Raw genomic sequence first — 20,046 nt, 5'->3', positions numbered from 1 at the left:
CGCCGCTATCCGTTCCCGAGCAGCCGGTCGATCGCCTGCAACCGGGCGGTGGCCAGCGCCGCGGCGCGTTCCAGCGCGTCGCGTCCTGCGCGCAGCCGGGCCCTTTCCCCGTTCAGCTCGGCGATGCGCCCATCACGCCACCGCCGCCAGCGCCAGTCGCCTCCTGCGCACTGGAACGGGTCCGGGGCGGTTCCCGGCGCCTGTTCCCGCAGCGCATCGATCTGCGCGCCAAGCGCGGCATCTGCGCGGCGGTTTTCGGCCAGTTCCGACCAGGCGCGCGCACGGGCAAGATCGGCGACAGCGCGCAGCCGCGCCAGGCGCGGGTCGGTGGTCACGAGGCGCCCCGCCGCTTGCGCCGCATCCTCTCCGCGAAGCGGATCGCTGCGGCGACGGCCTGGTAATGCTCGGCGCGGATCTCCTGGCCGATCTCCACCGTGGCATGCAGCGCGCGCGCCGTCGGCGGGTCTCGGTGGATAGGCACCGCGGCACCGGCGGCGGCCTCGCGGATGCGCGCCGCGACCTCGTCCACGCCCTTTGCCACGCAGACCGGCGCGCTGCCCGGCTTGCGTGACCACTTCAGCGCCACGGCGTAGTGCTGCGGGTTGACCACGACCACGTCCGCCTTGGGCACGTCGGCCATCATGCGGTTGGTGGCGATGTCATAGCCGCGCTGACGGCGCTGCTGCTTCATGTGCGGGTCGCCCTCGGTCTGCTTGGCCTCGTCGGTCAGGTCCTTGTGCGACATGCGGTTCTTCCGGACATGCTCCGCACGCTGCCAGAGAAAGTCGATCGCGCCGATCCCCAGCGACACCACAAGCACGACGCCGAGAAACTTCACGCTGACCGCCGTGAGCATCGCCACGACCGGGCCGGGCCCTAGCAGGGAGGTCGCCACCATGTCCGGCACCTCGTGCACGAGGAACACGGCAAGGATGGTCGAGAACACAACCAGCTTGGTGAAGCTCTTGGCAAATTCGAACAGCCCGCCGCGCCCGAACTTCTGCTTCGCGTTGCTCAGCATCCCGATCCGGTTAAGCTTCGGCGCGATCTTGCTGCCGGTCACTGTGAAGCCGCGCTGCGCGATCACGCAGAGCAGCACCAGCGCGGACGGCACCGCGAACCACGGCACCAGCGAAAGCCCGACCCGCCCGATCAGGCCACCGACCAGCGCCGCGCCACCGTCGGCCAGCAGAAGCCCCGACAGCGTGTCCGCCTGGTCAAGCAGCACCAGCAGCGTGTCGCCCAGCATCCGCACGCTGCCCGCACCGAACACCGTAAGGGTCAGCAACAGCCCCGCATAAGAGGCCGAGGTCATCAGGTCCACCGACCGCGGCACCTCGCCCTTGCGGCGCGCATCCTCAAGCCGCTTCTGCGACGGCTCATACGGTTTCTCGCTGTCGTCCTCCTGCGCACCGCTCATGGCCCGCCCCCGAACGGGTCCATCAGGCGCATGTGCAGCAGGCTCAGCCACATCGGCAGGATCACCGGCGCGCTCAGCAGCAGCAGCACGAGCCCGGCCGCGGTGATCGCGGGCGCACCGACGAAGGCGACCATCAATTGCGGCATGGCCCGGTTGATGACCCCGAGCGCGAGGTTGTAAAGAACCGACCCGATCACGAACGGTGCCGCGAAGGTGAACGCGAGAGAGAACATCTCCGCCACGCGCCATACCGCCCATTCGGTCATCGCCCCGGCCATCGGAAAGCGGCCCATCGGCAGAGTGTCATACGATTGCACCATCGCCTCGGCGACGCGCACGTGCAGGCCGCTGATCGCTGCCAGCCCCAGCCCGGCCATCATCAGGAGCTGCGAGATCGCAGGCTGCGGGTCCACCGATTCCGCGCCCAGAAGCTGCGAGAGCGACGTCGCCTGAGCCGCGATCGTGCCGCAGACCTGCAGCACCCAGATGAACAGCCGTACCGAGAACCCGAGTGCGAGGCCGCTCACCGTTTCGGTCGCCGCAAGACGGAGCAGCAGCGGAAGATCGAGCGGCCCGATCGGCGTATCCGCCGCGATAACCGGTGCGACGATGGCCGTGAACGCGCCCGCCGCGGCCAACTTGATCCGCAGCGGCACCACCTGTGCGCCAAAGGCCGGTAACAGTGCCATCGCGGCGCCGATCCGCAGGAACACCGCCACGGCCAGCGCAAGGCCACCTTCCAAATACGGCAGCAGGAGGGCCGCCGCTTCGGTCACGCAGCAACCACGCCGACCACAGCGGGCTTCGCGTCGATCCCGATTTCCTCGAACGAAAGCACGGGCAGATGCAGCCCCCGTGCCGCAACGACGCTTTTCAGGAACCGTCGCCGACGGGTCGAAGTCACCAGCGCTGGGTTGTGCGCCTCCGCGGTCACGCGCGCGAGGCGTTCGGAAATTGCGTGCGCGAGGCGGTTGAACTCCTCGGGCGGCAGCGCGACATCGGGCAGCCCGCGATCCGTGTCGATCTGATGCGCCTCGAAACGCTGCTCCCATTCCGGCGCAAGTTGCAGCAGCGGCACCGACCCGTCCGCCCGGCGGTGCGCCGCGACCAGTTGGAAACCCAAACGCTGGCGCACATGCTCGCAAACCGCTTCCGGCATGGGGTGCAGTGGGCGCACCTCTGCGATCGCCTCCAGGATCAGCGGCAGGTTACGGATCGATACGCGTTCCTCCAGCAGCATCCGCAGCACCGCCAGCAGCAGGTCCTGCGGCACCTTCTCTGGGATCAACTCGTCCAGTAGGCGGCGGTTCGCGTCCGCGCGCCCCTTGTCGCTCAGGCGGGTCATCTCGTCCAGCAGCCGTCGCAGGCTCTTGAGCGTCATCAGGTGCCCGAGATTTGCCTTCACGACTTCCAGCAGGTGGGTGGCGAGCACTTCGGAAGCGGTCACAACGGTCGCTCCCGCGATGGAGAACGCATCCTGCGAGGCCGGATCGATCCAGCGGGCCGGAGCGCCGTAGACCGGCTCGCGCACGGCAAGCCCCTCCTCCGGCAGATCGTCCGTGTCGGGCAGAAGCGCCAGAACCCGGTCAGGTTGCAGCCGGTCGCGCACCCGTTCCGCGCCCTGGATTCTGATGACATATGTGCCGTCCGGCAGGGCGGCATTGTCGGTCAGCCGCATCTCGGGCAGGATCAGGCCGAAATCTGTGGCAATATGGGTGCGCATGCTGACGATCCGGGCGTCGAGCCCGGTCGCGGGATCAAGCGCCATCGACACGAGATCGGCCGCGAATTCGACGTGGATGTCATCGACATCGAGCATGTCGCCGATCGGCGCTTCGGTCTTCTGCGCAGCCTCGGTGTCGGCGGCGCTGCGGGCGGCCTGATCTTCGGCCTTGCGGGCGGTGCGAAACCCCATTACCGCCGCCACGCCCAGACCGGCCGCGCCCAGCACGAAGGGCACGAACGGCAGGCCCGGCACAAGCGCGAACATGCCCATCAGCACAGCCACAGTGCCAAGCGCGCCCGGATACCGGCCAAGTTGCGAGAAGACGGCGAAATCGGTGGTGCCCGTCGCCCCGCCGCGAGCAAGCAACAGCGCCGACGCGATAGAGATGATGACCGCGGGGATCTGCGTGACCAGCCCGTCCCCCACCGTCAGGATCGCATAGGTTTCCGCCGCCTCGCCCAGTGGCATGCCGTGCAGCGCCACCCCCATGATCAGGCCCATCACGAGGTTCAGAAGCGTGATCAGCAGACCGGCGATGGCGTCGCCCTTCACGAACTTGGACGCCCCGTCGAGCGAACCGAAGAAGGTCGTTTCCGCCTGTTCGGCCGCGCGGCGCGCCTTGGCGTCCTCGTGGCTGATCGCGCCCGCCGCGATGTCGCTGTCGATGGCAAGCTGCTTGCCGGGCATCCCGTCCAGCGCGAAGCGCGCACCGACTTCGGCCATGCGGGCCGCGCCTTTGGTGATCACCATGAAGTTCACGATCAGGAGCACGCAGAAAACGACGACGCCAAGGAACACGCTGCCGCCCATGATGAAACTGGCAAAGCCGCTGATCACGTTGCCCGCCGCGTCGACGCCCGTGTGCCCCTGCCCGATGATCAGCTTTGTGGACGACACGTTGAGCGACAGGCGCAGCATCAGTGAGGCCAGCAGGATCGTCGGGAAAGCCGAGAAATCCAGCGGCCGTTCGATGAACAGCGTGACAGTGAAGATGAGGATCGCCAGCGCGAAGGAGGCTGCAAGCCCGATGTCGAGCACCCAGGCAGGCATCGGCAGGATCATCATGATGATGATCGCCATCAGGGCCATCGCCATCAGGATCGTTGGCTGGAACAGCAGCCGCTTGTCGAAGCTTTTCATCCGCCGCCCCACATGCTTCGCCCGGCGCGTCCGTCGAATAACCCGGAGCCGGCGGGCCGCGTCGGCACGAGAGAGCCCATGCTGACCGGCGCGCCGCCCGGCTGAAGCAGAGGAAACAGGTTCGGCCCGCGCGTTGCGGCGGGTGCCTGAGCGGGCAGCGCGGCCAGCGGAGCACTTGGCAGCGGACCCGTGCCAAGCGCGGCGAGATGCCGGTGAAACACCTTGCGATATCTGTCGGCATGGACAGGCGTCCGGGAGTGGTAGTGGCCCGCCGCGACCGACCAATCGCCGGTTTCGGCAAAGAGTTCCCGCAGGAAGCGGGCCGCGTACATCGCGTTCGCACCGGGGTCGAGCATCTGATCCAGCGAAGTGAAGGCGTCGCCATGCCAGCGATAGTTGATCTGGAAGCAGCCCATGTCGAAGCTGGTCTCGCCCCGCGCGAGGGTCGCCTGTGCCCGTGCCAGCGCTGCGGCGCGGGTGTCGAAAAATGCGCCGGTCCCGGCGATGTTCAGCACCCAGGGCCACGGCCCGAAGCGCGCACCGGTCTTGCGCCCGCTCTCGGTCAGCGACACCGCCAGAAGCACCGGCAGCGGCACGCCGGTCGCGTCAGCGGCGCGCCGGGCCGCCTGTTCGCAGAGGCCCTGCGCGGCACCGGGGGCAGCCTGCCCGGCCACGGGCACCAGCACGCACCCCGCCAACCCCGCAAGAGCCCATCGCCGCAGGCGTGCCGCCCAGGATTTCACCATGATCACCGCCGCATTTCTTGCCGCATCCAGCGCCATGAGTAGCGCGCAGGGAGTTGAGATTTGGTTGATGCCGCCGCGCCCGGGTCGGGAAACCATGACCCGCAAGGCGCGCGCAAGGAATTGTCTTAGACAGCTCAGCTCTGACGGGTATAGTTAACGTGAGGGAACAGAACGGGGGATGACATGTCGAATATCGCCGGCAAGGCCTATGCGATGAACGTCGTGACGCCCAGCAATCCGCGTCTGACATGGATCAACCGTCTGATCTTCATGGTGGCGCGCGGCGTGCCGAAGGTTCTGAGCGGCCTTCTGGGCCTGTCGCTGATCCATTTCGCGCGCTGGGTGCTGATCCGCCCGGATCAATGGCCGGATCTGGGGCAGGGCAAGGAAACGCTGCGCAACGACTACATGCTGTTCTGTTCCAACTTCAACGGAACGTGGGACCAGTATATCGACGCCTTCTCGGACGGGATTCCCAACGGTCTGAACCTGTTCTGGTACACCGCCACGAAGTATCCACAGTCGATTCCGGTCACCAGCTTCAAGACCTACATCACGCATAACCAAGTCTATACGGACTACTACTACAATGCGACGCCCGGTGCCGCACAGCGTGACGTCAAGGCGGCCTTGCGGGTGCGGCGTGCCATTGACGTGCTTGCGAAGGCCCATGCAACCCAGTCGCCAGAGGATTTCGCGCGGACCTACCGGGCCGAACTGGTGAAGGTGCAGGATTGCCTTGGCGATCCGGGCTTCGGGCCGGTTGCGAGCCTCGACACCGAACATGCCGACATGAACCGCCTGCGCGCTGTGCAGAACATGGCCACCCTGTTCGACTTCGAAAGGAGCTGAGGACATGCCGAATTTCGACACCGGCCACCTCTTCCTGACATTCCTCGCACCGGTGAAAAGCGGCACGACCAGCGACATGACCGGGCGGCAGGTCTCGCACCTGCAGGCGCTTCGGGTCACGCTGGGTCTGCTGCCCACAGCGCTTCAGTCGCCCGCGACCATCAAGATCGGCGAGAACAGTCCATTCGCGCGCAGCCTTCAGACCCATCTGTGCCGCTTCGTGGTGATCGAGGACACGATCTATAACGGGCGCACGCCGCAAGATGCGCTGGTCGCATCGCTTCGCAATGAAGATCCGATCCATCCGCAGCCAGTGGACCGGCTGAACAGCCCCTACCTGCTGTTCGCTGCCGATATCGACGCGGTCATGGACGAGGGAGACCCGCTTCCCACCACGCTGGACCCGGCGCGCCAGGGCCGCGTGCGCGATGCCTGGGCGCGGCGGCTTTGGCAGCGGATGGAGCCGGAACTGCGGTCGATCTATGAAAATTGCGTCGGGTTCGACGCGGTCAACACAGCGGATGATTTCGCACGCTATCTCAAGCGCTGTCAGGTCGAGACGACGATGCCGTTCCACGACTACTGGACCAGCCCGCCGAAACTGTCGAACCTTCCGGTGCCCGCATTGGCCGTAGCCGCGCTGCTGCCGCTGGGGGTCACACTGCTGGCGCTGCTGGCGCAGCTTCTGGGCGTGCCGAGGATCCCGCATCTGGGCTGGTCGCCCGGCTGGGTGGCGCTGGCGGGCGCCGGGATCAGCGCCGCGGTGATCTACGCGCTCTATCGCTACGTGATCGCCAACGGGCAGAAACCGATGCCCCCCGCGGATCATGGCGATCTGCCCTCGGTGCTCAAATCCCTTTATCTTCAACAGCATTTTGCGGATTTCGCGACGGATCGGCAGGGGGCCGATCCCGAAACGCTCCATGCCGATTTCGGGACTTTCCTCGACACACATGCTCCGGACGACAAGATGGCCCCGACCCAACCGCCGGGCGTGGTGTCACTGTCCGTCGCCGCGGCGAACCGCACGTCATGAGGCGCACAGGATGACACGGCAACTCAATCTCGACGACATCCAGGGCAACATCACGCGGGCCTATGGCCGCTTCTCGTTTCCCTTCGCGCGCTACTTCTTCCTCAACATCCGCGAAACGGAGGCGGGGCGGCGCTTCGTGGATCAGGTGCGCCCCCATGTGACCACCGCCGCCCGCTGGTCGCCCGACAGCGCGCCGAAGGTGACGCTGAACATCGGCTTCACCTATCCCGGAATGCGGAAGCTGGGCCTGCCCACGCGCACCCTTCAGGGCATGCCCGAAAGCTTCGTGGACGGCATGAAGGCGCGCGCCTTCATCCTGGGCGACCGCAGCGCCGACCGGGTGGAGGAGGACGATGACGGCTGGTGCGCCCATTGGGACCCGATCTGGCGGAAAAACCGGTCCAGCCCGGAAGACCGGCCAGATGACGTGCACATCTGGATCTCGATGAACGCACGTCTGGCCAAACTTGGAACGGACCTTCCCGTGCCCGAGCTGGACGAGCGCACCGACTGGCTGCGCGGGCTGTGTTCCGAGGACGGGGTGCAGGTGCTCAAGGGGCACGGGCGCGACGAAAATGCCGACTTTCAGGCGGCGTCGGCCGTGTTCACCACCATCGACGGCGTGAAATATCCCACCCCGCGCGAGCATTTCGGGCTGACCGACGGGATCGGCGATCCGGTCTTCGAAGGCCAGTACCCCCCCGAGCAGGAGAAGGAGGCCGTTATCGGGCGCGGCAAGTGGATGGGCCGCAAGACCGGCTGGCAGCCGATCGCGGCGGGAGAGTTCATCCTCGGCTACCCGGACGAGGCGCAGGAACTGCCCCCCGCCGCGATGCCGCCCAACGTTATGCAGAACGGCAGCTTCATGGTCTACCGCAAGCTGCACGAGAACGTCGCCACATTCGAGGCGGTGATCGAGGCCGAGGCGGAAGGCTTCGCGCGCACGATGGGCGTCAGCGCGGCGCAGGCGCGCGAGACGGTGAAGGCCAAGATGGTCGGGCGCTGGTCCGACGGCGTGCCCGTCGCCACCGCACCGGGCTTCGATGACTGGCTGGCGGTGCGCCGGGCCCACGGGCTGGACGACGAGGACCCGGGAAAGGCGCTGGCGGCCCAGCGCGCCTATCTGAAGTCCACCGCTGCGAGCGACTTCCGCTATGCCGACGACATGGGCGGGTTCAAATGCCCCGGCGGAGCCCATCTTCGCCGCGTGAACACCCGCGACTACCTTGACCCGCTGAACCAGCCGGGCAAGGCGAACCGGGATGCCACCACGCAACTGAACAAGCGGCGGAGGATCCTGCGTCGCGGGCTGCCCTACGGGCCGGACGACACCGCCCACAAGGACGACGACACCGAACAGGGCGTGGCGATGATGATCATCGGAGCCAGCATATTCCGGCAGTTCGAATTCGTGCAGCAGCAATGGATCCAGTACGGGCTGGACTTCAACCAGGGCAACAACACCTGCCCGCTGCTGGGCGATCACAGCCGCCACACCCGGTTCACGATCCCGTCCGATCCGAAATCCGGCAAGCCACCCTACGTTATGGGCGGGCTGAAGACTTTCGTGGAAACCCGCGGCGGCGACTACTTCTTCCTGCCATCGATGACCGCGCTGCATATGATCGCGCTCGGCATCGTCGATCCAACCTGAGGGCGCGCGATGCTGCGAATGCTGGGAAACGCCGTGTCCGGTCTTGGCCTGCGCCTGACGGTGTTGGCGGACGGGGTTGGCGACGGCGCGGCGGTCGCGCTGGCGGGGTTGCGGGCGGTACGCGCGCCGGGCGGTGCGGCCTCCAACTTGCCCGCGCTGGCCGCCGACCCGATGCGCCAGCGCCAAGGGCTGGCCGCGCTGCGCGCCTTCGCGCCGAACCTGTCGTTGTCGCGCAAGCTGGTGGCCGCCTATGACAACACCGGTACGGTGATCGTCACCCGCCGCGCCGACGTGATGGACGTACTGCGCCGCGATGACGATTTCGAGGTCGTCTACGGCCCGCGGATGCAGGCGCTGACGGGCGGCGCGAACTTCTTCCTCGGAATGCAGCCGGGCTGGGACTATGCACGCGACACGGCGGCGATGCGGCTGGCAATGCGCCATACCGACGTGGCGGACCGGATCGCGCCCCGCGCCGCAGACCTGTCGGCCCGGATCGTGGCGGAAGCGGGTGGGCGGATCGATCTGCCATGCGCGCTGACGCGCCACGTGCCCTGGGACATGGTGGCGGGCTATTTCGGAACACCGGGCCCGGACCCGGACACGATGCAGGGCTGGGCAACGCGGCTGTTCTGGTATCTTTTTGGCGACCTCGGAGCCGATCCTGACCTGCATGCACAGGCGATGGAAGATGCGGCGGGGCTGCGTGAATATCTCGATGGTGCCATCGCCGCGCGCAAGTCGGAGGGCGGTGGCGGCGACGACCTGCTGGGGCGTTGCCTTGCCCTGCAGGCGGCGGGCACGCCGGGTATGGATGACCTCGGCATCCGCAACAACCTTCTGGGCCTCGTGATCGGGGCTATACCGACGATCTCCAAGGCGGCGTGCCTGGCCGCGGACGAATTGCTGCGCCGCCCCGATGCGCTGCGACGCGCGCAGGCGGCGGCGCGGGCGGGCGACACCGCGCGGCTGGCCGGCTTCTTGTGGGAGGCGCTCCGCTTCAACCCGCACAACCCGATCATCTACCGGCGCGCGGTGCGCGACACAGTAATCGCGCCCGGAACGCTGCGGCAGGTGCGCGTGCGCAAGGGCCAGATGGTGTTCGCAGCGACCCTGTCCGCGATGTTCGACCGGCACGAGATCGACGCGCCCGGCCAGTTCCGCTCGCAGCGGCCGTTCACCGACCACATCATCTGGGGCACGGGACTGCACACCTGCTTCGGGGCGGTCATCAACGCCGCCGTGATCCCGGCGATCCTCCAGCCGCTGCTGGCTCGTGACGGGCTTCGACGCGGGGAGGGTGCGGCGGGGCTGATCGACACGGGCGGCACGCCGTTTCCCGAACACTTCACCCTGCTCTACGATCCAGGCTGAACCGATGGTGCACGCCACCCTTGTCACGCTGCTGCCAAGCGCCGACGTGGATCTCGCACGCTGGATGCTGCAGCTGTGGCAGATGCCCTACCGCGAACGCCCGCACGCGCCGGTGTTCCACATCCTCGCGCTGCGCTGGCACGGGGCGGGGCGCCGGGACAGTCCGCTGCTGATCCAGGGCGGCGAAAAGCTTGCCGGGGTGGACAGGATCGCGGCGCGCTTCGACGCAAGCGCGCCGTCGGGCCTGCGCCTGCTGCCGGACCCTGACACCGACGCCGCGCTGCACAGCGACGTGATGGCGCTGCAGAACGACCTGCGCTGGACGCTGGGCATGGGCACAGTCACGTGGGCCTACTATCACTTCCTGCAGGATCGGGCGCTGGTCTGGCCGAGCTTCACGACCGGCGTGCCAGTCTGGGAAACCGCCGCGCTGTCCCTGGGCGGGTATGGCGCAGTCCGGCGTCGGCTGACCGAAGCGCTCGGTCTCGACCGAAAGAGCGCAGCGAAGGCGCTGGACACCGTGCGCGCCGGGTTCGACCGGGTCGAGGCGCGGCTGGCGGACGGGCGACCGTTCTTGTGCGGGGACCGGCTGACGCTGGCCGACCTCGCTTTAGCGACATCCGGCGGACCGATGGTACTGGCGCCGGGCTATGGCGGCCACCTGCCTGCCGTGGAGCGCTGCCCTTCGGACATGCAGACTGTCATCCGCGACCTGCGCGACCGCCCGGCGGGACGGTTCATCCTTGATCTCTATGCCACCTGGCGCCGCGGCTGAGCGGACGCGCCGGACTCAGCGTTCTGCGGCAGCCGCGGCGGTCGCCGCCTCGGCCTCGCGCTTTCGCACCCGCTGAAGCTGCACGGTTGCCCGTCCGATCATATGCGCCGCGATGGGTGCGGTCAGCAGCAGAAATGCAATGGTGGCCACCACGCGGGCCGTCACCGCGCTGTCGGCGAAGATCAGGGCTGTCCCGGCCAGCGACAGGATACTGCCCAGAGTGCCCGCCTTGGTCGAGGCATGCATCCGGTTCAGTGCGTCGGGCAGGTTGAAAACCCCAAGCCCGGCGATGAAGATGAAGGCCGTCCCCCCAAGCACCAGAAGCCCCGCGATGATTTCGGTCATGGCTGATCTCCTTCCCCGGCATCCGCACCGCCGGACGATTGGCGCGCGACCATGTCCACCGGCTGCCCTTCGGTCTCACGGTTGCGATGCAGGCCGCGCTCGGCGAAGCGGGCCAAAGCGACCGTCGCCAGAAAACCGATCAGCGCCACCACGATGGCGATGTCCACGAAAGACGACACGCCGGTCTTGATGGCGTAGAGCGCACAGAATCCGACAATGGACACCGACATCATGTCCAGCGCGACCACTCGGTCGGAAAAGGTCGGCCCCTTGGCCAGCCGTACGAAGCCCAGCACCAATGAGGCCATGATCAGCCCGAAGCCCACCGTCACGCAAAGAGCGAGGAATCCGCTCGATGTCATCATGTGAAGACCCTCCTGACCATGTGTTCCATCCCGTCCTTCAGGCCCTGCGCCTCGGCGGCCGGATCTTCGGCGAACATCGCGTGGATATACAGCGTCTTTCGGTCCTCCGAAACATCGAGGCTGAGCGTGCCGGGGGTGAGCGAAATGAGGTTCGCAACCAGCAGGATCTCGAGGTCCGATTCCACGTCGAGAGGCATCTCTATTATTCCCGACGTGGTCACTGTGCCGGGGCGCAGCACCGCTGCTGCGACCTTGAAGCTCGACATCGTGAGGTCGTAGGCGAAGTAGAGCACAAGCTGAATCACCCGGAGCACGCGCACGAAATAAAGCCCCGCCTCGCCGAACAGCGGCTGCGCGATCCACAGCGCGGCGTAGCCCAGCACGAAGCCCGAAAGCAGGCCGGACAGGGTCAGCGCGTCGGTCAGAACGACCCAGACGATGGCCAGCAGAAGATTGACGGCGAACAGGTTCATTGGTTTGTCCCCAGAACGGCATCCACGTAGGCTTGCGGGTTCAGAAGCTGGTCGGCCACGCCCTGCGACAGCAGCACGAGCCCCTGCGGAAAGAGGCCGATCCCGATCGCCAGAATTCCAAGGCCCGCGATGGGCAGAAGCAGCGGCAGCCGGTCTTCGCCCAGATCGGACAGCTTCGGCTCAATCCCGTCCGGATGCGGGGTCCAGAACACCCGGATCCAGACGATCATGAGCGACCAGATGGTCAGCAGACTGACCGCCAGCGCGATGGCCACCAGAAGCCACGCCTCGACCTCGAGCGCGGCGCTGACCAGCAGCACCTTGGCCCAGAAACCGGGCAGCGGCGGGAATCCCGCCAGCGCGAAGGCAGGCACGAGGAACAGCACACCGAACAGCGGCGCGGACTTGTAGAGACCACCCATCCGCGCCATCTGCGACGATCCGGTCAGGCGTTCCGCGACCCCGGCGACGAGGAACAGGTTTACCTTAACGATGATGTTGTGCACGAGGTAGAACACCGCCCCCGCGATCGCCAGCGGTGTAAAAAGCGCAAGGCCCATCAGGAGGAACCCGATGGAACTTATGATCTGGTATGACAGGACGCGCCGCATGTCGGTCTGCGCCAGCGCGCCGAGGATGCCCGCAATCATGGTCAACGCCGCGATCCACAGAAGCAAAGTATGGGTGTAGCCCACGTCGTTGTCGAAGATCAGCGTGAATGCCCGCAGCAGCGAATAGACCCCGACCTTGGACAGCAGCCCGGCGAAGATCGCAGAAACTGTGCTGGTCGGCGTGTGGTAAGACGCCGGCAGCCAGAAGAACAGCGGGAACATGGCCGCCTTCATGCCGAAGGCGAGCAGGAAGAACATGGCCAGCACCGTGATCAGGCCCTGCTGGTCGCTGGCATCCACCGCACCGCGCAGATCGGCCATGTTCAGTGTGCCGGTCGCGCCGTAGAGCAGCCCAAGCCCACACAGGAACACGATCGTCGAAACCAGGTTCAGCGTCACGTATTTGACCGCGCCGTCGATCTGTTCGCGCGTACCGCCCATGACGAGCAGTCCGAAGGACGAGATCAGCAGCACCTCGAACCAGACGTAAAGGTTGAAAAGGTCGCCGGTCAGGAACGCGCCGGTCACCCCGCCCAGCAGCAGTTGCAACACCGCGAAAAAGCCCAGTCCTTCCAGTTCGGCGTCGATTTCGGCCGTGGCATAAAGGGTCACCGCCAGCCCGGCGATCGCGGTCAGCAGGACCATGATCCCCGATAGCAGGTCGGCGGCCAACGTGATGCCGTAGGGCGCGGGCCAATCGGCCATCTGCCCGACGACCACGCCGTCGCGCAGGATCTGCGCCATCAGCAGAAGCGACAGCGCGACCCCGACCAGCGACCCGGCCACGGCGATCCAGCGGCCCGCGCCGTTGCGACGTGCAAGGAAGGCCAGGACGGAGACGACAAAAGGCGTCATCAGCGGCAGCGTCAGGTACCAACTCATGCCGCGTCACCCTTTTCGTCGTCGGCTTCGGACAGGCGCATCGCATCCGTGTCCAGCGTGCCAAGCGCCGAATATGCGCGCATCGCCAGCACGAGGCTGAACGCGAACAGCCCGAAGCCGATCACGATGGCGGTCAGGATCAGCGCCTGCGGCAGCGCGTTGGCCACGTCGCCCACGGGGTACTTCTCGCCATCGGGCACCAGCGGGGGCACGCCGCCCACCGTGATCCGGCCAGACGCGAAAATCGCCAGGTTGACCGCGTTCGAGATCAGCGTAAGCCCGAACAGGAAGCGCAGCATGTCGCGCGCGAGCATCAGGTAGACGGCAGCCGCGACGAGGCAGCCGATCGTGATGGCAAGCAGGGTTTCCAATTCTCAGATTTCCTCTTCCAACGCGAAAACCAGGGTCAGAATGCCGCCCATCACGACCAGATAGACCCCGATGTCGAACACAAGCACCGTGGAAAGCGGCAAGCCCTTCTCGCCCTCGGATGCGCCGAGGAACAGCCATTGCCCAGTGAAGAGCGGATCGGCGAAAAGCGCGGAGGCAAGGCCCGCCAGCGCGGCGACGCCAAGCCCAACCATCGCGATCTGTTCCGGGGCAGCGCGCAGCGCGGCGCGCGCCTCGGCTGTGCCGCAGGCGATGGCATACATCACGAAGCCGGTCGCCCCGATCAGCCCGCCAATGAAGCCGCCACCCGGTTCGTTATGGCCGCGCAGCAGCATGAACACCGAGAACACCAGAAGGATCGCCACGATGAGCCGCGTGGCGGTTGTCAGGATCAGCGAATTCATGACGTTCCTTTCGGTTTGCGCTGCTTGAGAAGCGCGTAGGCCGAGATCGCAGCGACCGCGACGACCGAGATCTCGCCGAACGTGTCGAAGGCCCGGAAGTCCACGAGGATCACGTTCACGATGTTCTTGCCATGCGCGATGGGATAGCTGTTCTTCTCGAAATACTCGGTCAGGTTCAGATCGAGCGGCACCGAGGTCACGCCGATCACCACAGCCGCAACGACGACGCCAAGCCCGATGGACACAGCCGCATGCAGCGTGCGTTCGCTGACTGGTCGGGCGGGCGGTAGGGTCGGCAGGCGCAGCGCTGCAACCGAGAACAGCACGACGACAAGCATTTCGACAAGGATCTGAGTGATCGCCACATCCGGCGCACCGAACTGGATGAACACCAGCGCCACGCCAATGCCCACAACGCCAAGCCCGGCGATGGCGGCGATGCGCGAATTCGTGGCAACCGCGACCAGTGTGCCCGCGATGGTCAGGCCGAACACCACGAGATGGACATAGCTGATCCCGTCCAGCACGGGGCTGCCTATGTCCAGGCCGCGCAGAAGGATCGTTCCGCCGATCACCACGGTGATGGTCGCGAAGACGACCAGCAGGTAGCGGCTCAGCACGCCGGTCTGAAGTTGCGCCGTCACGGCGACCGCGCCACGGGTCATGCCCGCAAGGAAGCTGTCCCATGCGGCATCGAAGCTGATCAGGCGGGCAGCGGCTTCATCGATCCGGTCGCGCAGCGCCTTGTGGAAGACATAGATCACGACCCCGGTGGCGAAGGTCAGAATGCTGAGCACGAGCGCGGCGTTGACGCCGGTCCACAGGTGCAGGTCCTTTCCCTTTTCCATGTCGCCCAGCAGCGCGCCCGCGATCGGGTCTGTCACCGCGACTTGGAGGGTGTGCGAGTCGAGGCCGAAATAAAGCCCCAGCGCACCCAGCACGACCGGCCCTGCCAGCATGGGCAGCGGCGCCTCGCGGATCGGACGATCGAGTTGCGGCATATGTGCGTCGGTGCCCCAGAACGGCTTGAACGCGACCACACCGGCGATGGCGAACATCAGCGCGCTGGCCGCGAAGATCGCGCCGGTCACGATCACGACCGAGGCGGGGCTTTCCAGCCCGCCCTTGTAGAGAAGTTCCTTCCCGATGAAACCGATGAAGGGAATCATGCCCGCCATCGACAGCGCCGCCAGTCCGCCGGCGATGCCGGTCACCGGCATCCTCCGGATCAGTCCGCCCAACCGCCGCGCGTCCCGCGTCCCGGTGGCATGGTCCACACAGCCGATCATCAGGAACAGTGCCGCCTTGTAGAGCGAATGAACCACGAGGAAGGTCGCCATCGCCGTGATCGCATACCCGCCCGGCGCCGCGAGATAGAGCACCAGCGCCCCGAGCGCCATCAGCGTTGTATAGGCCAGTGTCTGCTTGAGATCGTTCTGTTTCAGCGCCACGACCGATGCGAAGACCGTGGTGAACGCGCCGAAGATCACAAGTGTCCACATCCACACATCGGTGCCAGACAGATTCGGGTGCATCCGCGCCAGCAGGTAGACACCGCCCTTCACCATCGTGGCCGAATGCAGGTAGGCGCTGACCGGTGTCGGCGCGGCCATCGCGTTGGGCAGCCAGAAATGGAACGGGAATTGCGCCGACTTGGTGAAGGCCCCGGCCAGCACAAGGATCAGGATCGGCAGGTACATTGGGCTGTCGCGCAGCACATCGCCCATATCGCGCAGGGCCGATAACTCCATCGTGCCAGCGACCGAACCGATCATGAGGAAGCCGGCCAGCATCGCCAGACCGCCGGTTCCCGTCACCAGAAGGGCCTGAAGCGCTGCGCGCTGCGACACCTTGCTGTCGTGATTGAACCCGATCAGCAGGAACGAAGTGATCGTCGTCAGTTCCCAGAACACGAACAGGGCAAGCAGGTTGTCGGCCAGCACCAGCCCCAGCATCGCGAGCATGAAACTGACAAGATAAAGCGAGAACCGGGCGTGCTGCGGATGCCCGGCGAGATAGCTGCCCGAGAACAGCATCACCAGCACCCCGATCCCCGAGATCAGCAGCGCGAAGGTCAGGCTGAGACCGTCGATGAAGAAGCTCAGCTCCACCCCCATGCTCGGCACCCAAGGCACGGCGTGGCGCAGCCCCTCGCCGGCCGCGACGGCGGGCAGGAAGGACAGGAAGAACGCAAAGAGACCGGCAGCGATCAGTGGCGGGACGACGCTTGCCAAGGTCCAGAACGAGGCGGGATGTTCACTGTGTTGGGCCAAGGGACACTCCGTAAATCCTGCGCAGCTTAGGAACTGACTTCGGAAAACACCAGACCGCCCGGCTTGGTTTCTTGCTCGTAGTGGGCCGACAGGCCCTGGATTTTTTTGGATGTCTTGCGGAGTGCGGAAAGGTCGCGGTTCTCGTTGCGGTGCGGAGTGCGCCGAAATTGCGATGTGACCTTTCGCGGTCGTTTCGCTACAAGACCTGCGAAGGTTGAGATCAAGCAGGGGTTTTGTGTGGTGCAAGTCGAGTTGACGGAACTGCCTGGCGTCCTTCTCCTGACGCCGCGGCGTTTCGGGGATGACCGGGGCTTCTTTTCCGAGGTGTACAACCGCGAGGTCATGGCCGCGCACGGGGTGGATGTCCCCTTCGTGCAGGACAACCATTCGCTGTCCCGGCAGGTCGGCGTCGTGCGCGGGCTGCATTTCCAGGCCCCGCCCCATGCGCAGGACAAGCTGGTCCGCGTCGGGGCCGGGCGGGTGAAGGATGTCGCGGTGGATATCCGGCGCGGCTCGCCGCATTACGGCAAGTGGGTCGCGGTGGAGCTGTCGGCCGAGGTCGGCAACCAGCTGTTCATTCCCAAGGGCTTCCTGCACGGCTTCTCGGTTCTCGAACCGGACAGCGAGCTTCTGTACAAGTGCTCCGACTATTACGCGCCGGAGTGCGACGGCGCCGTGCGCTTCGACGATCCGGACCTCGACATCGACTGGGGCGTCGATCCGGCCGCCGCGATCCTGTCCGCCAAGGATGCCGCCGCGCCCCTTCTCAAGGACTTTGACAGTCCGTTTGTCTACGAGGACTGAAGCCATGAAGATACTTGTCACCGGCGGTGCCGGGTTCATCGGGTCCGCCGTCGTCCGGCTGGCCGTGGCGCGCGGCCACGAGGTCGTGAACCTCGATGCGCTGACCTATGCCGCCTGCCTCGACAACGTGGCGCCGGTCGCCGACAGCCCGCTTTACGCCTTCGAGAAGGCCGATATCCGCGACGGCGCGGCGCTGGCGCGGATCTTCGCGCAGCACCGGCCCGACAAGGTGATGCACCTGGCCGCGGAAAGCCACGTGGACCGGTCGATCGACGGGCCCGGCGCCTTCATCGAAACCAACGTGAACGGCACCTACGAGATGCTGAACGCGGCACGCGCCTACTGGGTGGAGGCCGGTCGGCCCGACACCTTCCGGTTCCACCACATCTCCACCGACGAGGTCTACGGCACGCTCGGCGCGACCGGACAGTTCACCGAGGACACGCCCTACGCCCCGAACTCGCCCTATTCGGCCAGCAAGGCGGCGTCCGACCACCTGGTGCGGGCCTGGGGCGAGACCTATGGCCTGCCCTTCGTGCTGACCAACTGCTCCAACAATTACGGCCCCTACCATTTCCCCGAGAAGCTGATCCCGGTCGTCATCCTCAAGGCGCTGGCCGGAGAGCCGATCCCGGTCTACGGCAAGGGCGAGAACGTGCGCGACTGGCTTTACGTGGAAGACCACGCCGACGCGCTGCTGTGCGTTCTGGAAAACGGCAGGACCGGCCGGACCTACAACATCGGCGGCGAGAACGAGGCGAAGAACATCGACATCGTCGGCAAGATCTGCACGATCCTCGATGCCAAGCGCCCGAAGAACACGGCCTACTGCGAACAGATCAGCTTCGTGACCGACCGGCCGGGGCACGACCTGCGCTACGCGATCGACCCGACCCGCATCCGCACCGAACTCGGGTGGCGACCGTCCGTGACGCTCGACGAGGGTCTCGAGAAGACCGTGCAATGGTATCTCGACAACGAGGACTGGTGGCGCGCGCTGCAAGGCCGGGCGGGGGTTGGCGAACGGCTCGGGGCGAAGGCATGAAGATCCTGGTCTACGGAAAGTCCGGCCAGCTCGGGCTGGAACTGCAACGGCGCGCGGGCGACGTGGTGCTGGACGTGCGCGACGAGTTCGAGGCCGATTTCACCAACCCCGATGCCTGCGCCGCGATGGCCGCGCAGACCGACGCAGATGCCATCATCATCGCGGCGGCCTATACCGCCGTGGACAAGGCCGAAAGCGACGAGGACCTCGCGCTCGCGGTGAACGGCACGACCCCCGGCGCGATCGCCCGGGCGGCGGCCGCGCGCGGCCTGCCGGTCGTGCTGGTGTCCACCGACTACGTGTTCGACGGCAGCGGCGAGCAGCCCTTTTCCATCGACGCGCCCACCGGCCCGCTCGGTGCCTACGGGCGCACCAAGCTCGTCGGCGAGACGGCGGTGCGCGATGCGGGCGGACCCCATGCGATCCTGCGCACCTCGTGGGTGGTGTCCTCGCACGGGCACAACTTCGTGAAGACGATGCTGCGCCTCGGGGCGGAGCGGGACCGCCTGACCATCGTCGCCGACCAGGTCGGCGGGCCGACCCCGGCGGCGGCGCTGGCCGATGCCTGCATGACGGTGGCGGACCGGCTGGTGCGCGATGCGTCGGTGACGGGCACCTACCACGTGACCGGCGGACCGGATGTCAGCTGGGCCGATTTCGCCCGCGAGATCTTCCGCCAGTCGGGCACGCAGTGCGAGGTCGCGGACATCCCGACCCGCGACTACCCGACCCCCGCGCGCCGGCCGCTGAACTCGCGGCTCGACAACAGCATGACACAGACCGTCTTCGGCCTGCCCCGCCCCGACTGGCGCGCCGGGCTGACCGACATTCTCAAGGACCTCGGAGCATACCGCGCATGACCGATCGCAAGGGCATCATCCTTGCCGGGGGCTCCGGCACCCGGCTTTATCCGATCACGCAGGGCGTGTCCAAACAGCTGCTGCCGATCTACGACAAGCCGATGATCTACTTCCCGATCTCGGTGCTGATGCTGGCCGGCATCCGCGAGATCGCGATGATCACGACGCCGGTCGACCAGGCGCAGTTCCAGCGCACGCTCGGCGACGGCGCGCAATGGGGCATCTCGATCACCTACATCACCCAGCCCTCGCCCGACGGCCTGGCGCAGGCCTATATCCTGGCCGAAGACTTCCTGGACGGCGCGCCGTCGGCCATGTGCCTCGGCGACAACATCTTCTTCGGGCACGGGCTGCCGGACCTGCTGGCGGCGGCCGATGCCAAGCCGCAGGGCGGCACCGTCTTCGGCTACCGCGTGTCGGACCCGGAACGCTACGGCGTGGTGGCCTTCGGCGCGGACGGCAAGGCCAGCCAGATCATCGAGAAGCCGGCGGTGCCGCCGTCGAACTACGCGGTGACGGGGCTCTATTTCCTCGACGGGGACGCGCCCGCGCTGGCGCGGCAGGTCAAACCCTCCGACCGCGGGGAGCTCGAGATCACGACCCTGCTGGAGATGTACCTCGCCAGGGGCCTGCTGAGCGTCGAGCAGATGGGCCGGGGCTATGCATGGCTCGACACCGGAACGCATGGCAGCCTGCTCGATGCCGGCAATTTCGTGCGCACGCTCACCCTGCGACAGGGACAGCAGGTCGGATGCCTCGAGGAAATCGCCCATGACGCAGGATGGATCAGCCGCGACGACCTGCTGAAAGCCGCGCAGGGTTACCGAAAAAACGACTACGGCGCATACCTCGCAAGACTGGCCGAGGAATA

Annotated in this window: 21 protein-coding genes; 9 read left to right on the top strand and 12 right to left on the bottom strand. The window is 66.5% G+C overall.

Annotation, left to right across the window (positions count from 1 at the left end; genetic code table 11):
* Positions 1–5: 5 nt before the first annotated feature.
* The 5 genes from DKT77_RS01405 to DKT77_RS01385 are packed head-to-tail and all read right to left on the bottom strand — an operon-like array spanning position 6 to position 5,032.
* Entirely contained in the window at positions 6–335 is a 330-nt protein-coding gene (locus DKT77_RS01405) for a hypothetical protein (RefSeq protein WP_109809958.1), read from the bottom strand.
* Positions 332–1,420 carry a flagellar type III secretion system protein FlhB gene (gene flhB, locus DKT77_RS01400; RefSeq protein WP_109809957.1) on the bottom strand — a complete coding sequence of 363 codons (1,089 nt, stop codon included), beginning with the start codon at positions 1,418–1,420 and terminating at the stop codon, positions 332–334. Before flhB ends, DKT77_RS01405 begins: the two co-directional genes overlap by 4 nt.
* A complete protein-coding gene (locus DKT77_RS01395; RefSeq protein WP_238547618.1) occupies positions 1,417–2,196 on the bottom strand; it encodes a flagellar biosynthetic protein FliR in 780 nt (259 codons plus the stop codon). Before DKT77_RS01395 ends, flhB begins: the two co-directional genes overlap by 4 nt.
* On the bottom strand, positions 2,193–4,286 hold the full coding sequence (gene flhA / locus DKT77_RS01390; protein WP_109809956.1) for a flagellar biosynthesis protein FlhA: 2,094 nt from the start codon (positions 4,284–4,286) through the stop codon (positions 2,193–2,195). The genes DKT77_RS01395 and flhA overlap by 4 nt, the downstream gene beginning before the upstream one ends.
* Complete coding sequence (locus DKT77_RS01385; protein ID WP_109810036.1) at positions 4,283–5,032, bottom strand: lytic transglycosylase domain-containing protein; 750 nt, start codon at positions 5,030–5,032, stop codon at positions 4,283–4,285. The genes flhA and DKT77_RS01385 overlap by 4 nt, the downstream gene beginning before the upstream one ends.
* A gap of 183 nt (positions 5,033–5,215) precedes the next feature.
* Between DKT77_RS01385 and DKT77_RS01380 the strand changes: the two genes are divergently transcribed.
* Genes DKT77_RS01380 through DKT77_RS01360 form a run of 5 tightly spaced genes read left to right on the top strand, consistent with a single transcriptional unit; the run spans position 5,216 to position 10,723 of the window.
* Positions 5,216–5,884: a hypothetical protein gene (locus tag DKT77_RS01380; protein ID WP_109809955.1), complete on the top strand. Its 669-nt coding sequence runs from the start codon at positions 5,216–5,218 to the stop codon at positions 5,882–5,884.
* A gap of 4 nt (positions 5,885–5,888) precedes the next feature.
* Entirely contained in the window at positions 5,889–6,920 is a 1,032-nt protein-coding gene (locus DKT77_RS01375) for a hypothetical protein (protein WP_109809954.1), read from the top strand.
* A gap of 10 nt (positions 6,921–6,930) precedes the next feature.
* Entirely contained in the window at positions 6,931–8,574 is a 1,644-nt protein-coding gene (locus DKT77_RS01370) for a Dyp-type peroxidase (RefSeq protein ID WP_109809953.1), read from the top strand.
* Between the two features lie 9 nt (positions 8,575–8,583).
* Positions 8,584–9,948 carry a cytochrome P450 family protein gene (locus tag DKT77_RS01365; RefSeq protein WP_109809952.1) on the top strand — a complete coding sequence of 455 codons (1,365 nt, stop codon included), beginning with the start codon at positions 8,584–8,586 and terminating at the stop codon, positions 9,946–9,948.
* A gap of 4 nt (positions 9,949–9,952) precedes the next feature.
* A complete protein-coding gene (locus DKT77_RS01360) occupies positions 9,953–10,723 on the top strand; it encodes a glutathione S-transferase C-terminal domain-containing protein (protein WP_109809951.1) in 771 nt (256 codons plus the stop codon).
* A gap of 15 nt (positions 10,724–10,738) precedes the next feature.
* On the opposite strand, the gene mnhG is transcribed toward DKT77_RS01360, so the two are convergent.
* Genes mnhG through mbhE form a run of 7 tightly spaced genes read right to left on the bottom strand, consistent with a single transcriptional unit; the run spans position 10,739 to position 16,466 of the window.
* Positions 10,739–11,068, bottom strand: coding sequence for a monovalent cation/H(+) antiporter subunit G (gene mnhG, locus DKT77_RS01355; protein WP_109809950.1), 330 nt, complete (start codon positions 11,066–11,068; stop codon positions 10,739–10,741).
* The gene (locus DKT77_RS01350; RefSeq protein ID WP_109809949.1) at positions 11,065–11,433 is read right to left on the bottom strand and encodes an MrpF/PhaF family protein; all 369 of its coding nucleotides are present in this window, start codon (positions 11,431–11,433) and stop codon (positions 11,065–11,067) included. The genes mnhG and DKT77_RS01350 overlap by 4 nt, the downstream gene beginning before the upstream one ends.
* A complete protein-coding gene (locus DKT77_RS01345; protein ID WP_109809948.1) occupies positions 11,430–11,906 on the bottom strand; it encodes a Na+/H+ antiporter subunit E in 477 nt (158 codons plus the stop codon). Before DKT77_RS01345 ends, DKT77_RS01350 begins: the two co-directional genes overlap by 4 nt.
* Positions 11,903–13,399, bottom strand: a complete 1,497-nt coding sequence (locus DKT77_RS01340) for a Na+/H+ antiporter subunit D (RefSeq protein ID WP_109809947.1) — start codon at positions 13,397–13,399, stop codon at positions 11,903–11,905. Before DKT77_RS01340 ends, DKT77_RS01345 begins: the two co-directional genes overlap by 4 nt.
* The gene (locus DKT77_RS01335; protein WP_109809946.1) at positions 13,396–13,770 is read right to left on the bottom strand and encodes a Na+/H+ antiporter subunit C; all 375 of its coding nucleotides are present in this window, start codon (positions 13,768–13,770) and stop codon (positions 13,396–13,398) included. Before DKT77_RS01335 ends, DKT77_RS01340 begins: the two co-directional genes overlap by 4 nt.
* Before the next feature lie 3 nt (positions 13,771–13,773).
* On the bottom strand, positions 13,774–14,193 hold the full coding sequence (locus tag DKT77_RS01330; protein ID WP_109809945.1) for a Na+/H+ antiporter subunit B: 420 nt from the start codon (positions 14,191–14,193) through the stop codon (positions 13,774–13,776).
* A complete protein-coding gene (gene mbhE / locus DKT77_RS01325) occupies positions 14,190–16,466 on the bottom strand; it encodes a hydrogen gas-evolving membrane-bound hydrogenase subunit E (protein ID WP_109809944.1) in 2,277 nt (758 codons plus the stop codon). The genes DKT77_RS01330 and mbhE overlap by 4 nt, the downstream gene beginning before the upstream one ends.
* 240 nt (positions 16,467–16,706) lie before the next feature.
* Between mbhE and rfbC the strand changes: the two genes are divergently transcribed.
* The 4 genes from rfbC to rfbA all read left to right on the top strand — a co-directional run.
* Positions 16,707–17,270, top strand: a complete 564-nt coding sequence (gene rfbC, locus DKT77_RS01320) for a dTDP-4-dehydrorhamnose 3,5-epimerase (protein WP_146204935.1) — start codon at positions 16,707–16,709, stop codon at positions 17,268–17,270.
* 4 nt (positions 17,271–17,274) lie between these two features.
* Positions 17,275–18,315 (top strand): dTDP-glucose 4,6-dehydratase, encoded by a 1,041-nt coding sequence (gene rfbB / locus DKT77_RS01315; RefSeq protein ID WP_109809942.1) that lies wholly within the window; start codon positions 17,275–17,277, stop codon positions 18,313–18,315.
* Positions 18,312–19,175, top strand: a complete 864-nt coding sequence (gene rfbD / locus DKT77_RS01310; RefSeq protein WP_109809941.1) for a dTDP-4-dehydrorhamnose reductase — start codon at positions 18,312–18,314, stop codon at positions 19,173–19,175. The genes rfbB and rfbD overlap by 4 nt, the downstream gene beginning before the upstream one ends.
* On the top strand, positions 19,172–20,046 hold an 875-nt coding region (rfbA, locus tag DKT77_RS01305), incomplete at its 3' end, for a glucose-1-phosphate thymidylyltransferase RfbA (protein ID WP_109809940.1). The genes rfbD and rfbA, both read left to right, overlap by 4 nt.

Origin of the sequence: Meridianimarinicoccus roseus, assembly GCF_003172915.1 — a bacterium.
GTDB lineage: Bacteria > Pseudomonadota > Alphaproteobacteria > Rhodobacterales > Rhodobacteraceae > Meridianimarinicoccus > Meridianimarinicoccus roseus.
Note: the sequence above shows the minus strand (reverse complement) of the source record. Positions and strands in the feature narration are given on the sequence as shown.

Bases quoted from the DNA above. Each gene is read 5' to 3' on its own strand.
- flhB (WP_109809957.1), bottom strand. From the start codon at position 1,420: ATGAGCGGTGCGCAGGAGGACGACAGCGAGAAACCGTATGAGCCGTCG.
- flhA (WP_109809956.1), bottom strand. From the start codon at position 4,286: ATGAAAAGCTTCGACAAGCGGCTGCTGTTCCAGCCAACGATCCTGATG.
- DKT77_RS01385 (WP_109810036.1), bottom strand. From the start codon at position 5,032: ATGGTGAAATCCTGGGCGGCACGCCTGCGGCGATGGGCTCTTGCGGGG.
- DKT77_RS01380 (WP_109809955.1), top strand. From the start codon at position 5,216: ATGTCGAATATCGCCGGCAAGGCCTATGCGATGAACGTCGTGACGCCC.
- DKT77_RS01375 (WP_109809954.1), top strand. From the start codon at position 5,889: ATGCCGAATTTCGACACCGGCCACCTCTTCCTGACATTCCTCGCACCG.
- DKT77_RS01370 (WP_109809953.1), top strand. From the start codon at position 6,931: ATGACACGGCAACTCAATCTCGACGACATCCAGGGCAACATCACGCGG.
- DKT77_RS01365 (WP_109809952.1), top strand. From the start codon at position 8,584: ATGCTGCGAATGCTGGGAAACGCCGTGTCCGGTCTTGGCCTGCGCCTG.
- DKT77_RS01360 (WP_109809951.1), top strand. From the start codon at position 9,953: ATGGTGCACGCCACCCTTGTCACGCTGCTGCCAAGCGCCGACGTGGAT.
- mnhG (WP_109809950.1), bottom strand. From the start codon at position 11,068: ATGACCGAAATCATCGCGGGGCTTCTGGTGCTTGGGGGGACGGCCTTC.
- DKT77_RS01350 (WP_109809949.1), bottom strand. From the start codon at position 11,433: ATGATGACATCGAGCGGATTCCTCGCTCTTTGCGTGACGGTGGGCTTC.
- DKT77_RS01345 (WP_109809948.1), bottom strand. From the start codon at position 11,906: ATGAACCTGTTCGCCGTCAATCTTCTGCTGGCCATCGTCTGGGTCGTT.
- DKT77_RS01340 (WP_109809947.1), bottom strand. From the start codon at position 13,399: ATGAGTTGGTACCTGACGCTGCCGCTGATGACGCCTTTTGTCGTCTCC.
- DKT77_RS01330 (WP_109809945.1), bottom strand. From the start codon at position 14,193: ATGAATTCGCTGATCCTGACAACCGCCACGCGGCTCATCGTGGCGATC.
- rfbB (WP_109809942.1), top strand. From the start codon at position 17,275: ATGAAGATACTTGTCACCGGCGGTGCCGGGTTCATCGGGTCCGCCGTC.
- rfbD (WP_109809941.1), top strand. From the start codon at position 18,312: ATGAAGATCCTGGTCTACGGAAAGTCCGGCCAGCTCGGGCTGGAACTG.